Below are 13161 nucleotides of genomic sequence, written 5' to 3' on the forward strand. Positions count from 1 at the left end.
CGGTGTGCAGTGGTCAGCTCGCGCCGAACTGCCGGACCGCCTGGTAGTAGGTCCAGGCCGCAGCGTTGCACGCCGAGGCACCGCCGCACTGGTGCCGCATGTCGTCGTAGAAGTTGTCGTCGATGCGCAACCGGGCGGCCTCGGTGAAGCGGCCCTGCCGCTTGTAGTTGCGGTAGCCGAAGTCGTGCCGGTGGCAGGCCGGGGTGAAGTCGTAGCCGAGCGGCCGGTCGGGCGACCAGGAACAGGCGTCGGACGACCAGTCGAGCTGGTCGGGGTAGGGCTGCTGGGCGCGGATCGCGCCGAACTGTGACAGCGACGTGTCGAACAGGTACTGATCGGTGATCGCGGGGGCGTCCACCGCCTGGGCGGCGGGAGCACCGACGACGACGGCCGCTGCGACGGCGGACGAGGCGACGACGCCGCGCAGGACACGCTTCAGGGACGCGGAGGTCATACCGGGGGCTCCTCACGGTCGTGGGTGACAGCGAGGAACAGCGTCGCGGAAAGTGGTATGGACCACTACCGCCTTCGGTAGGACAGCCGGTGAACGGTCGGCTACGCATCGTCGGGTGGTGTGCCGCCGGACTCACGCGCCGGCACGGTCAGGCGTCGGCACGGTCACGCCGTGGACTTGCACACGACCCGATCGGCACCGGGCGCCCGACGGGGCAGCAGGTAGGGGTCTCAGAGCTCGAGGAGCATGCGGGTGTTGCCGAGCGTGTTGGGCTTGACGAAGGGCAGGTCGAGGAACTCGGCGACACCCGTGTCCGGCGAGCGGCGCATCTCCTCGTAGACCTCCTCGGGGACGGGTGCGCCGTCGATGGCGCGGAAGCCGTGCCTGCTGAAGAAGTCGGTCTCGAACGTCAGCACGAACAGGCGGGGGAGGCCGAGCCTGCGCGCCAGGTCGATCAACGCCGACACGAGGGCGTGCCCGATGCCGTGGCCGCGGGCGGTGTGGTCGACCGCGACGGTGCGGATCTCGGCGAGGTCCTCCCACAGCACGTGCAGGGCACCGCAGCCGACGACGTCGCCCTCGAGCTCGGCGACCCAGAACTCCTGCACCGCCTCGTAGAGCGTGACCAGCTCTTTCTCGAGGAGTACCTTGCCCGCGTCCGCGTCGACGAGACGCTTGATCGCGGCGACGTCGGCGATACGGGCGCGGCGGATGATCGGTGACTCCACCGCACAAACGCTAGCGGCCGGGTTGCGCGGACACATCGATGGCCTGGTCGTTACTCTTGTCGGGATGTCTTCCGCAGATTCCTCGCCCGGCCGCAGGGTGTCCCTGCTGACCCTGGGCTGTTCCCGTAACGAGGTCGACTCCGAGGAACTCGCGGGGCGACTCGCCGCGGGAGGCTGGGAGCTGGAGAGCGACCCCGCAGGCAGCGACGTCGTCGTGGTCAACACGTGCGGGTTCGTCGAGTCGGCGAAGAAGGACTCGGTGGACACGCTGCTGGCCGCGTCCGACACGGGCGCGAAGGTCGTCGCCGTCGGCTGCATGGCGGAGCGCTACGGCGAACAGCTCGCCGAGAGCCTGCCCGAGGCCGACGCCGTGCTGGGCTTCGACCACTACGCGCAGCTCGCCGAACGGCTCGACGACGTCGCCGCGGGCAGGCAGGTCGCCTCGCACACGCCCGCGGACCGCAGGAAGCTGCTGCCGATCAGCCCCGTGGAGCGGCAGGACGCCGCCGAGGACGTCGCGGTGCCCGGGCACGCGGGGTGGGGGCCGCGCGTGCTGCGCACGCGGCTCGACGACGCGCCGGTCACGTCACTGAAGATCGCCTCCGGCTGTGATCGCCGCTGCTCGTTCTGCGCCATCCCGTCGTTCCGCGGCTCGTTCGTCTCCCGGCACCCGGACGAGATCGTGGCCGAGGCGGAGTGGCTGGCCACGCAGGGCGCGCGGGAGCTGTTCCTGGTCAGCGAGAACTCGACGTCCTACGGCAAGGACCTCGGGCGTGAGCTGGGCGGCACGCGGGCGCTGGAGGCGCTGCTGCCGCGGCTGGCGGAGGTCGACGGAGTCGAACGGGTGCGTGTGTCGTACCTGCAGCCCGCCGAGACGCGTCCCGACCTGGTGAAGGCGATCGCCACGACCCCGGGTGTGGCCGACTACTTCGACCTGTCGTTCCAGCACTCCAGCGAGGCCGTGCTGCGGCGGATGCGGCGGTTCGGCTCGACCGACTCGTTCCTGGCCTTGGTGGACCAGATCCGGGAGTACGCCCCCGATGCGGGCATCCGCACCAACGTGATCGTCGGGTTCCCCGGGGAGACCGAGGACGACGTGGCGGAGCTGGAGCGCTTCCTGACGGGCGCGCGGCTCGACGCCGTCGGCGTGTTCGGCTACTCCGACGAGGACGGCACCGAGGCCGAGGGGTACCAGGACAAGCTCGACGAGGACGTGATCGCCGAGCGCGTCGCCCGTGTCTCCGCGTTGGTCGAGGAGCTGACGGCGCAGCGGGCCGAGGAGCGCATCGGCACCGTCGTCGACGTGCTGATCGAACAGCCGGGCGGCGCCGAGGGCGACGGCATCGAAGGGAACGAGGTCACGGGGCGTGCCGCCCACCAGGCGCCCGAGGTCGACGGCGAGTGCGTCGTGCTCGACGCCGGGGCCGTGGAGCGGGGCGCGCTGATCCGCTGCGAGGTCGTCGACACGGCAGGCGTCGACCTGATCGTGCGCCCGGCCGAGCGCGCCGGCGGTGAGGACGCCGCGCCGTGACCGGCGCAGCCGGCGGCGAGGGCGCCTCGGGGGGCGCGGGCGGTGCCGGCCCGCCCGACGGTGCCGCCCAGTCGGGCACGGTGCCGGTGCCCACGTTGAACATCGCCAACCTGCTGACGATCTCGCGGCTGGTGCTGGTGCCGCTGTTCGTCGTCGCCCTGTTCGCGAGCAGTGCGGGCGAGGCCGAGGGTGACGGCAGTGCGATGTGGCGGTATGTCGCGGCGGCGCTGTTCGCGCTCGCGGCGCTGACCGACAACGTCGACGGCTGGGTCGCGCGCAAGTACGACCTGATCACCGATTTCGGCAAGATCGCCGATCCGATCGCCGACAAGGCGCTGATCGGTGCCGCGTTGGTCGGCCTGAGCATGCTCGGCGAGCTGCCGTGGTGGGTGACGATCGTGATCGCCGTCCGGGAACTGGGGATCACGCTGCTGCGGTTCTGGGTGATCCGGCACGGGGTGATGGCGGCGAGCCGCGGCGGCAAGGCAAAGACGCTCGCCCAGGTGGTCGCGATCGGGCTGTTCCTGCTGCCGTTGCCAGCGGCGCTGGACGTCGTGAGCTGGGCGGTGCTGGTCGTGGCCCTGGTGCTGACGGTCGCGACCGGGCTCGACTACGTCGTCCGTGCGCTGCGGCTGCGTGCCGCCACACCGGGCGGGGCGTCGTGACCGACGCCCGCGTGGTGAACGGCGGGGTGTGATGATCGGCAGGTGTGCGTGATCGGCAGGGTGTGGTCGTGACCGAGCAGGGTGGTCTGGCGCGGCGCGTCGTCGAGTTGTTGACGGGTGCGGGGCAGACGGTGGCCGCGGCCGAGTCGCTGACGGCGGGCCTGGTGTGCGCGACGCTGGCCGAGGTGCCGGGGTCGAGTGCGGTGCTGCGGGGCGGTCTGGTCGTGTACGCGACGGAACTGAAGCACGAGCTGGCGGGTGTGTCGGCGTCGCTGCTGGAGACCGAGGGCGCCGTGCACCCCGAGGTGGCCGCGCAGTTGGCGGCCGGGGCGCGGGAGCGGTGCGGTGCCGACTGGGGGCTCGGCCTGACCGGTGTCGCCGGCCCTGCGGCGCAGGACGGGGTGGCGCCGGGGACGGTGCACGTCGCCGTGTGCGGCCCGGACGGCCGCCACGCCCGGACGCTGGAGCTCGCGGGGGATCGCGACGCCGTGCGCACGGGCGCGGTCGGCGGGGTTCTCGTGCTGCTCGCGGAACAACTCGGCTGATTCCGGCGTTGTACCTGGACACAGCCCGCCCGGAGGTGCCGGGTGTGCCGCCGACGATCGTCGCCGACGCCGCGGTGACGTCCGGTCCGGGAGGCCGGTCGTTCGCCGATGGCGGACGGGCCGCGCTAATCCCTGTGCGGTGTCGGTCCCGGTCGGTACCGTGGGCGGTGGTTGAAGGGAGGCGCGTGATGACCGTGCTGCTACGTGAGGCGATCGGTGACCGGCTCCGCCATGCCCGGACCACGAGGCAGCGGACGCTGCGTGACATCTCGCGCGTCGCGAGGGTGAGTCTGGGATACCTGTCCGAAGTCGAACGCGGGCAGAAGGAGGCGTCCAGCGAACTGCTCGCCTCGATCTGTGAGGCCCTGGATCTTCCCCTGTCGGATCTGCTGGTCAGCGTCGCCGGTGACGTGTCCGCGCTGGACAGCGTGGACGCCGTCGGAGGCGTGGACGCACCCGTCGAGCCCGCTGTCGACGGGGCCGACACGACCGCCGATCGTGGGGCCGATGTCGGTGAGGCGCACGCGAGCGCTGCGAGCGGCCGTGAGGGTTTCGAAGGTGGGTCGCTCGTGACGGGTCCGGTCGGCGACGAGCTGACCGACCTGCAGCTGTCGCCGGTGCTGCGCACGACGATTCATCAGCCCGAGGCCAAGGCCGCGCTGGTGGCCTGACTCCGATCACCTGCCGAGATCATCCGTTCGTTCGGTGGAGGCCGGTGAAAACCCCGAAATCCTTCGGGGTCTTGTGGAATGACCGTGGCCGACCTGACACGATGGAACCCAACACCGGGGGTTGCACGTTGCCAGGTCGACGGCCAGCGGTGACAACACCGGACCAGTAAGCCCGTGGGACGTGGAGAAGGCAGGCGGAAAGATGGCCAACCCTTTCGTGAAGGCATGGAAGTACCTCATGGCGGCGTTTTCGGCGAAGGTCGATGAGAACGCCGACCCGAAGGTGCAGATCCAGCAGGCCATCGAGGAGGCGCAGCGCAACCACCAGCAGCTGTCGCAGCAGGCCGCCTCGGTGATCGGCAACCAGCGGCAGCTGGAGATGAAGCTGAACCGCCAGCTCGGCGAGGTGGAGAAGCTGCAGTCGTCGACCCGGCAGGCGCTCACACTGGCCGAGGAGGCCCGTGCCCGCGGCGACGAGCAGAAGGCACAGGAGTACGAGACGGCCGCGGAGGGGTTCGCCGCCCAGCTGGTCACCGCCGAGCAGAGCATCGAGGACCTCAAGACGCTCCACGACCAGGCGCTGCAGGCGGCCGACCAGGCGAAACAGGCCGTCGAGCGCAACGCCAGCATGCTCCAGCAGAAGCTTGCCGAGCGCACCAAGCTGATGTCGCAGCTCGAGCAGGCCAAGATGCAGGAGCAGGTCTCCTCGTCCCTGAACCAGATGACCGAGCTGGCCGCCCCGGGCAACACGCCGTCCCTGGAAGAAGTCCGCGACAAGATCGAGAAGCGGTACACCACGGCCGTCGGTTCCGCTGAGCTGGCGCAGAACTCGGTGCAGGGCCGCATGATGGAGGTCCAGCACTCCACGACGCAGCTCGCCGGGCACAACCGGCTGGAGCAGATCCGTGCCTCGATGGGCGGCGGTGCCGTGGCTGGCGAGGTGACCGACGGTTCCGCGACGTCCGGTACGTCCTCGGCCGGTGCCGCGCAGCCCGCGGCATCCAGTTCGGACATCCAGAACGAGATCCAGCAGCGGGTGCAGGCCGAACAGCAGAAGAACCAGGCCTGACCCGGTCGGATCAGGCCGGTTCACGAGTGTCCGGGAGGCGGCGTTCATGGCGGGGAAGTCGGGCGGACGAGATTTCAGCGAGCTGACGGCGAAGCTCGGCAAGCACGTCGAACGCCTGCCCGACTACGCGCAGAAGGCCCAGGAAAAGGTCCAGAAGTACCTGCCGCCGGAGGACCAGCGGACATCCGGCGGCAGGGAGCGAACCCCGGACCCCGCGGACGGGGCCGAGGAGCCGGCGGCCGACCGCGCGCGTGCCGGCGGACCGTCCGTGCCGCGGCCGAAGGTGGACCTCACGGTCGTGACGGACATGCGCGACAAGATCGTCGCGTGGAATTCGCCCGAGGCCAAGCATGCGCGGCGGGTGCGCTGGACCCGCCGCGCGTTCACGTTGTGGACGGTGCTGACGCTCCTGGCGGTGCTCTGGGCGGTGGCGGGCTACTTCGGGGTGATGGGGGCGTACGAGGGGGTCGAAGGCGCCTTGACCGGCGCGGCGGGCACGGTCGTGTTCGGCGCGCTCGCCGTCTCGTCGGGCACGAAACTGCGCAGGCTGCGCAAGGTCGAACCGCCACGGCCCGACCCGGCGTCGACGTTGCCGCCCGCCGGTTCGGCCGCACGGGCGCCGATGGAGAAACTCGTCGACAGCGAACGGACGCTGACCGACCTGCTCGACCAGCTGGCATCACCACAGCACGGCGCGCCCTCGGGTGCGACGGGCTTCGACGTCGAGGACGCACGGGCCACGGCGATGGACGCCTCGGTGGCCCTGCGTGGGCTCGCGGCGCGGCTCGAATCGATCGAACGTGCTCGGGACGCCGCGCCGGCACGGGAACGCGACGGACTGGATTCGGCGGTGACGGCACTGCGGGAGCAGCTCGACGAGGGCCTCGAAGGCTACGGTGCGCTCGTCGCCGCAGCAGGCAGGGCGGTCGCCGCGAGCAGCGACGGCGCGAGCCCGGCGAAGGACGCGCTCACCGACGCCACCGACCGGCTCGCCGGCCTGGCCGTGGCCCTGCGCGAACTGTCCTGAGCAGGCGGCGATTCCGGTGCCGCGGCACCTCGCCCACCCGCGGCCCCTCGCCCACCCGCAGTCTCAGTACCCGGAGGGCCAGCGGGCGTGCTCGGCGGCGAGGCTCCGGTTGACCGAGCGCACCACCGACGGGCCGTGCAGCGCCAGCGCGGTGTACAGCTGCACCAGTGCGGCGCCCGCGTCGAGCATCGCCTCGGCGTCGGACGGCCCGCAGATCCCGCCGACGCCGATGATCGGCAGCGCGCCGCCGGTGCGTGTGTGCACGAATCGCACCACCTCGCGGGCCCGCCGCGTGAGCGGTCTGCCGGACAGGCCGCCGGTCTCGGCCGACGCGGCGGCGTCCGAGACCGCCAGGCCGTCGCGGCCGAGGGTGGTGTTCGTGGCGATGACGCCGGCGACGCCGTGGTCGGTGCACACCTGCAGCAGCTCGCCCAACGCGGCGTCGGTCAGGTCGGGTGCGACCTTCACCAGCAACGGCGTCGTGGGGGCGAGGGCGCGCAGCGCCGCGAGGATCTCGGTGAGGGAGTCGCGATCCTGCAGACTCCGCAGACCCGGCGTGTTGGGTGAGCTGACGTTGATCGCGACGTAGTCGGCGAACGGGTGCAGGGCGCGCAGGGACGCCTCGTAGTCGGCCACGGCCTCGTCGATCGGCGTGACCTTCGACTTCCCGATACTGATGCCCAGCGGCACGTCCGGTGCGCCGTCGTGAGCCAGCCGCGCGGCGAGTGCCTCGGCGCCTGCGTTGTTGAAGCCCATCCGGTTGATCACCGCGTCACTGTCGGGCAGCGCGAACAGCCGGGGGCGGGGATTGCCGGGCTGGGCACGTGCGGTGACGGTGCCGACCTCGACGAACGAGAACCCGAACGCGGGCCAGGCGTGCAGCGCGCGCCCGTCCTTGTCCATGCCGGCGGCCAGCCCGACCCGGCCGGGAAACCGCAGTCCGAAGGCGGTGACGGGCGTGTCGGCCGCGTAGGCGCGCCGCAGCGCCGCCCGGACCGGGGCGGGCGCGGCGCTCAGCAGGCCGAGCGCACCGACCGTGCGCTCGTGAACCCGCTCGGCGTCGCCGCCGTGCAGCCGGTACAACGCGGGCCGGAGCAGACTGTCGAAGAGCACGGCTGTTCATGGTGCCGTACGTGCGCTCGGGCCGCCCGCGCCGGGCCGCCGGGAGCGGCGCAGCGCACACCGCACGGGGACACAACGGCGCGGACACACAACGGCGCGCGGACACACAACGGCGCGGCCTGGACAAAAAAGGGGAAACCCCCGACGCGACTCCCGGACGTCGTCAGCCGTCCGGGCCCGTGGTGGACCGGTCCTCGGGAGCGTCGGGGGCCGGTGACCGCCTGGTATTCGCTGGGCGGCACGCGGTGGTCCGCATACCGTCCTAGCGGACGGCCACCTCACGAGTCCTGTAGTTCTTCACTGTCGGACCACCTCCTTTCTCGTGTACCCGCCACGCTAGGCGCGCGCGCCCGCGGTCGGCAACGTGTTTTCCGCGGCGTGCGTGTGCGCCTCATCGGCGGCCGGTTCGGTGGCGGCCGGGAGCGTCCCCGTCGCCGACGTGCGCCGCGCGCCGAGCCCTGGCCAGGACGGCGCAACCGGGATGGCGCAAACCGGCGGGGCACAACCGGGATGGCGCAACCGACGGAGCAGCCCGGACGGAGCCACTGGGCGGAGCATCTGGGACGGGCGGACGGCCAGGGCGCTCCCGGCGTCAGTGTGGTGGCGCCGGGCCGTGTTGGCACCGCGGGCAGAACCAGGTCGGCCTGCGTTCGATCCCGGGACCCTGGTCGGCCACCCGGACCGGACCGCCGCACCGGAAACAGCCCCGGCGGGTGCGGTCGTACACCCAGGTGCGCCTGCCCCGGGCGAGTTCGCCGGTGGTGCTCTGTTCCCAGCGGGTCGCATTGGCGCGCAACAGCCGCCGTGCCAGGGCGACGGCCCGCGGTATGTCCACATCGGATACCGGGGTCCACGGCGTGACACCCGACAGGAAGCAGATCTCGACCTTGTACAGGTTCCCGATGCCTGCCAGTGCGGTCTGGTCGAGCAGGGCGCTGCCGATCTCACGTCCGGGGTCGGCGGTCAGTGCGGCGACGGCGCGTGCGCTGTGGTCGTCGGTCCATTCCGGATCGAGGAGATCGGGTCCGAGCCGTCCCACCCAGCGGTGCTCGTCCGATGTGGACAGCAGGGCGAGGTCGTGTACCCGCACGCCGACGACCTCCACGTCGCCGGCGGCCAGCACGACCCGCACGTGGTGGGCCGGTACCCGTCGCCGTCCGCCCGGACGGCCCGTCCGCCAGGAGCCGTCCATCCGCAGGTGGCTGTGCAGGCTCAGGGCACGCCCTGCGGCATCGGCGCCGCCCCGGGTGCCGGTTCCGCGGCCGACGTCGCGGAACCGGAAGAACAGATGCTTGCCCACGGTGCGCACCCCGGCGAACTCGGCTCCGGCGAGGTCGGCGGTCGCCAGGGCCGGGACCCGGAAGTCCGTCCTCGTCAACGTCCTACCGGTCAACGCCCTGTCGACGAGTGCGGCCGTGAGGAAGACCGTGTCGCCCTCGGGCACGGCTCACGCCGAGTCGGGCTGGGCGGACGGGTCGTCGGCCGCGCCGGGCAGCCGGTGCCTGCCGGCGCGACTGGAGCGCAGGATCTTGGCCAGCACCATGTTGAACGTCAGCCCGATCTCGTGCGCCCCCGGCGACTTCCACTCGTGGATCGGCAGGCACGCACCCTGTGCCTGCTGGATCGCGAGCCGATCGGGGATCGCCGTCGGCATGACGGCCCTGCCGAACGTCTCCCGCAGTTCCTCCACGCGGTAGTGGTGTTCGTACGAGCGCGGGCGCATCCGGTTCACCAGGACACCCGCCGACTGCAGCCGCGGGTTGGGGCCCTGCCGGACGGTCTCGATCGCCTCGAACGCGCGCTCGGCTCCCGCCACGGCATACATCGTGGGCTCGGTCACCAGCAGTGCCGTGTCGGCCGCCAGCAGCGCCGACCGGGTGAGCCTGCCCAGGGACGGCGGGCAGTCGAGGATCGCCACCTCGTACGGCCGTTCGCCCTGCGGCCGGGCGCGCAGCTCGTCGAGTGCGCGGGCGAGGTTGTCCAGCCGCCTGCTGTCGGGGCCGGGTTCGTTGAGCAGCTCCAGGTCCTCGGAGCTGACGAGAACGTCCAGCTCGGGTCCCCAGCCGCTGGGAGCGAGCGCATCGGCGATGACCGCCTCGCGCGGGGTGTCCAGCACCGCGGTCAGGGACGCCGTGGTCATCGGCGGATTGAGGGTGGCCGTGGCGTTGCCCTGCGGGTCCAGGTCGGCGACCAGGGTGCGGGCGCCCCGGCGCAGCGCGGCCGAGGCCAGTCCGAGGGCGACCGTCGTCTTGCCCACGCCTCCCTTGAGACTCAATACCGCGACCGTATGCACGCGCCCAGCGTATCGGCTCGCGGAGTGTCACGGGGTGGTGCCGCGATCACAGGGGAGATCCCTCACTCGGGTGGTCGCCGGGTGCGGGGCGTCGTCGTCGGCGTGTCCCGGCGGCGGGGCGCGCGGGCCCGGACGGCCGTGACTACGCTGGGCGCCCATGCGAACGGAGTACGCGGCCGGCCACGGGTCCCCGGCCGTACGGCGAGTGCTGGTGGACGAGCTGGCGCAGGCGCGCGAGCGGAGGTCCGGCAGGCCGCGGGTGATCGACGTCGGCGGTGGCACCGGCGGCTGGGCGGTACCGCTGGCCGGGCAGGGCTGCGACGTGACGGTCGTCGAGCCGAGTCCGGATGCCGTGGCCACGCTCCGCCGCCGGGCCCGCGAGGTGGGCGCCGACGACCGGATCACGGTCGTGGCCGACGACGTCGACGCGCTGGCCCACCGCCTTCCGGAGGGGGCCGCCGACCTCGTGCTGGCCCACGGGCTGCTCGAGGTGGTCGACGACCCCGCCGCCGCGGTACGCGCCTTCGCCGCGGTGACCGCGCCCGGTGGGGCCGTGTCGGTGCTCGTCGCCAACCGTCACGCCGCGGTGCTGCACCGCGCGCTGGCCGGCCGCATCGCCGAGGCGACCGCCCTGCTCACCGCGCCGGACGGGGTGTTGTCCGGCGACTCGGAGACGGTGCTGCGGCGGTTCGACACCTCGGGCCTGGAACTGCTGCTGGGCGGCGCGGGTCTGGCCGTGGCGCTGATGCAGGGCGACGGTGTGGTGGCCGACGTGGTGCACCAGCTCGATGCGGACGCCGAGGGTGCGGACGCCGATCGGGAGCGGGAGGTCACCGAGTTCGAGGACCGGGCCGCCGTGACGCCGCCGCTGCGGGACATCGCGAGCAGGCTGCACGTCCTGGCCCGCAGGCCGGTCTGAGGCCTCCCGGCGGTCGCGCCGTGACTCCCGTGATCGTCGGTGGTGGCGGCTAGTCTGGCGCCGTGGGACGTAATGCGCAGCTGCCCGGCGGGCACGAGCGGTTCCTGGTGCGGACCGGCACACCGCGTGACGTGTTGCCGGACGACACCGGGTGCGGGGTGCTGCATGTCGACATGGACGCCTTCTACGCGGCGGTCGAGTTGCGCAGCCGTCCCGATCTCGTCGGCAGGCCGGTCGTCGTGGCCGGTGCCGGCCCGCGGTCGGTGGTGCTGTCGGCCACGTACGAGGCACGGCGTTACGGCGTGCGTTCGGCGATGCCCGCCGCGGCGGCGCGGAAGCTGTGCCCGGACGCCGTGTGGCTACCGCCCAGCAGGGACGCCTACCGCGAGGTCTCCGACGGGGTCATGGCCCTCTTCCGCGGGATCACGCCACTGGTGGAGCCGCTCAGCCTCGACGAGGCGTTCCTCGACGTGAGCGGCGCGCTGCGCAGGCTGTCGGCGACACCGGCCGACATCGGTGCGCGGATCCGCGAGCGGGTGGCCGCCGATCACGGGATCACCTGCTCGGTCGGCATCGGCAGGGCGAAATTCGTCGCCAAGCTCGCGTCCGGCATGGCGAAACCGGACGGCATGGTCGTGGTTCCCGCCGCGGAGACCCTGTCGTTCCTGCACCCGCTGCCGGTGTCGGCGCTGTGGGGTGTCGGCAGGCGCACCGAGGAGGCACTCCGCAGTCACGGGTACGCCACCATCGCCGACGTCGCGGCCGCTCCGGTGGAGCGGCTCCGCCGCAGCGTCGGCGCCGCGGCGGGTGAGCACCTGTACGCATTGGCCCACGGCCACGACGACCGCACGGTGGTGCCGGAGTCGGAGGAGAAATCGGTCGGGGCCGAGCACACCTTCGACGCCGACGTCCGCGATCTCGGCGCGTGCGAGCGTGAGCTGCTGCGGTTGTCCCAGCGGGTCGCCGGGACGCTGCGCAGAAAGGGCCTCAAGGGCAGGACGGTGTCGATCAAGGTGCGGTTCTCCGATTTCCGAACGATCACCAGGGCCCGTACCCTGCCCGCAGCCACCGACGTGGCCCGCGAGGTCCACGCCACCGCGACCGAGCTGATGCGCGAGGCCGTGTCGGGTGTGGCGGTGCGTCTCGTGGGGGTGCGGGTCGAAGGGCTGGCGGCCGGTGACGCCGCGGAACAGCTCAGTTTCGACGCGCCCGAGCCCCGCTGGCGGGACGCCGAGGTCGCGGCCGACGACGCGCGATCGCGATTCGGGGCCGCGGCCGTGCGGCCGGCGTCGCTGTTGTCACCCGATGAGAGGTGATGCCGGTCGCGTTCCGTGCCCACCCGGCGACGGCCGGAGGTCGTCGCAGGAAACACTGCGGCCGGAAGGGGAGATCGGGTAGTCGCCGACGCGCGGTGCTCGTATCCTGGAGTCTGACACCCCGACCGGGGCTGTCAGGGTCCACGTTGAAATGCGGTCCGGTGCCGCCAGGTGGCGCCGGGAAGCGCTGTGCCGGAGGAGGAAAGATGCCACTCTCCGAGCATGAGCAGCGGCTGCTCGACCAGATCGAGCGCGAGCTCTATGCCGAGGACCCCAAGTTCGCATCGTCGGTACGCGGCGCGAAGGTACGTCGCCCGAAGCGGGGCAGGCGCTTGCAGGGCGCCGCGCTGTTCGTGGTGGGCATCGGCCTGCTCGTGCTGGGCGTCGTCGTGCCGGTGCGGGTGGCCGAGATACCGCTGATCAGCGTGTTCGGCTTCCTGGCGATGTTCTTGGGGGTGGTGCTCGTCGTCACTGCCATGCGAGCAGGTGGGGAGCCGGAGGAGGAATCCGGTAGCGGTTCCGGGGGATCCGGCGGCGGTTCGTCCGGTGCCGCTCAATCCCGGCGCAGTTCGTTCTCCCAGCGGATGGAGGACCGGCTCCGTCAGCGGTTCGACGACCGATGACGACGTCCGGTCGGCCCACGTCACACACTCGGGCCGCCGCGGCGCGGTCCGCTGCGCAGGGGTGATTCGTCGGGCGCGGCCGCCGCGCCGACCGCACAGACGTTCTCGAGCAGGGCTTCGCAGGCGGAGCCCTGCTTGAGTTGTGTCGACCGATCCCACATGCTCGTGCCGCGGCCTCATTCGTGTCGTTGTGTTCGT

At 72.2% G+C, this 13161-nt stretch carries 14 protein-coding genes; 9 read left to right on the forward strand and 5 right to left on the reverse strand.

Translation table 11 applies throughout. The features are described 5' to 3' along the window. Positions 1–13: 13 nt before the first annotated feature. Together LY12_RS05520 and LY12_RS05525 are read right to left on the reverse strand one after the other, a co-directional pair. Positions 14–454 (reverse strand): phospholipase, encoded by a 441-nt coding sequence (locus LY12_RS05520; protein WP_253853684.1) that lies wholly within the window; start codon positions 452–454, stop codon positions 14–16. Between the two features lie 230 nt (positions 455–684). After that, complete coding sequence (locus LY12_RS05525) at positions 685–1218, reverse strand: amino-acid N-acetyltransferase (RefSeq protein ID WP_253853685.1); 534 nt, start codon at positions 1216–1218, stop codon at positions 685–687. A 28-nt stretch (positions 1219–1246) separates the two neighbouring features. Here LY12_RS05525 and rimO point away from each other — a divergent pair, with 28 nt between their 5' ends. The 6 genes from rimO to pspM all read left to right on the forward strand — a co-directional run bounded on the left by rimO (position 1247) and on the right by pspM (position 6690). After that, the gene (rimO, locus tag LY12_RS05530) at positions 1247–2713 is read left to right on the forward strand and encodes a 30S ribosomal protein S12 methylthiotransferase RimO (RefSeq protein WP_253853686.1); all 1467 of its coding nucleotides are present in this window, start codon (positions 1247–1249) and stop codon (positions 2711–2713) included. Beyond that, entirely contained in the window at positions 2710–3378 is a 669-nt protein-coding gene (gene pgsA / locus LY12_RS05535; RefSeq protein WP_372493450.1) for a CDP-diacylglycerol--glycerol-3-phosphate 3-phosphatidyltransferase, read from the forward strand. Before rimO ends, pgsA begins: the two co-directional genes overlap by 4 nt. 68 nt (positions 3379–3446) lie before the next feature. Further along, complete coding sequence (locus LY12_RS05540) at positions 3447–3923, forward strand: CinA family protein (protein WP_253853687.1); 477 nt, start codon at positions 3447–3449, stop codon at positions 3921–3923. A gap of 188 nt (positions 3924–4111) precedes the next feature. Next, positions 4112–4594 carry a helix-turn-helix domain-containing protein gene (locus LY12_RS05545; protein ID WP_253853688.1) on the forward strand — a complete coding sequence of 161 codons (483 nt, stop codon included), beginning with the start codon at positions 4112–4114 and terminating at the stop codon, positions 4592–4594. Between the two features lie 202 nt (positions 4595–4796). Further along, positions 4797–5663 (forward strand): PspA/IM30 family protein, encoded by an 867-nt coding sequence (locus LY12_RS05550; protein ID WP_253853689.1) that lies wholly within the window; start codon positions 4797–4799, stop codon positions 5661–5663. Between the two features lie 46 nt (positions 5664–5709). After that, entirely contained in the window at positions 5710–6690 is a 981-nt protein-coding gene (gene pspM / locus LY12_RS05555) for a phage shock envelope stress response protein PspM (RefSeq protein ID WP_253853691.1), read from the forward strand. Between the two features lie 63 nt (positions 6691–6753). On the opposite strand, the gene LY12_RS05560 is transcribed toward pspM, so the two are convergent. The 3 genes from LY12_RS05560 to LY12_RS05570 all read right to left on the reverse strand — a co-directional run bounded on the left by LY12_RS05560 (position 6754) and on the right by LY12_RS05570 (position 10105). Next, positions 6754–7803: a quinone-dependent dihydroorotate dehydrogenase gene (locus tag LY12_RS05560; protein ID WP_253853692.1), complete on the reverse strand. Its 1050-nt coding sequence runs from the start codon at positions 7801–7803 to the stop codon at positions 6754–6756. 601 nt (positions 7804–8404) lie between these two features. Beyond that, positions 8405–9256 (reverse strand): DNA-formamidopyrimidine glycosylase family protein, encoded by an 852-nt coding sequence (locus tag LY12_RS05565; RefSeq protein WP_253853694.1) that lies wholly within the window; start codon positions 9254–9256, stop codon positions 8405–8407. Positions 9257–9259: 3 nt separating this feature from the next. Next, a complete protein-coding gene (locus tag LY12_RS05570; RefSeq protein WP_253853696.1) occupies positions 9260–10105 on the reverse strand; it encodes a ParA family protein in 846 nt (281 codons plus the stop codon). Positions 10106–10262: 157 nt separating this feature from the next. Here LY12_RS05570 and LY12_RS05575 point away from each other — a divergent pair, with 157 nt between their 5' ends. The 3 genes from LY12_RS05575 to LY12_RS05585 all read left to right on the forward strand — a co-directional run bounded on the left by LY12_RS05575 (position 10263) and on the right by LY12_RS05585 (position 12963). Next, positions 10263–11024 carry a class I SAM-dependent methyltransferase gene (locus LY12_RS05575; RefSeq protein WP_253853697.1) on the forward strand — a complete coding sequence of 254 codons (762 nt, stop codon included), beginning with the start codon at positions 10263–10265 and terminating at the stop codon, positions 11022–11024. 62 nt (positions 11025–11086) lie between these two features. After that, complete coding sequence (locus tag LY12_RS05580; RefSeq protein ID WP_253853698.1) at positions 11087–12340, forward strand: DNA polymerase IV; 1254 nt, start codon at positions 11087–11089, stop codon at positions 12338–12340. Positions 12341–12546: 206 nt separating this feature from the next. After that, positions 12547–12963, forward strand: coding sequence for an SCO2097 family morphological protein (locus tag LY12_RS05585; RefSeq protein WP_253853699.1), 417 nt, complete (start codon positions 12547–12549; stop codon positions 12961–12963). Positions 12964–13161: the final 198 nt, after the last annotated feature.

The sequence above is a fragment of the Prauserella alba genome, assembly GCF_024171735.1.
GTDB lineage: Bacteria > Actinomycetota > Actinomycetes > Mycobacteriales > Pseudonocardiaceae > Prauserella > Prauserella alba.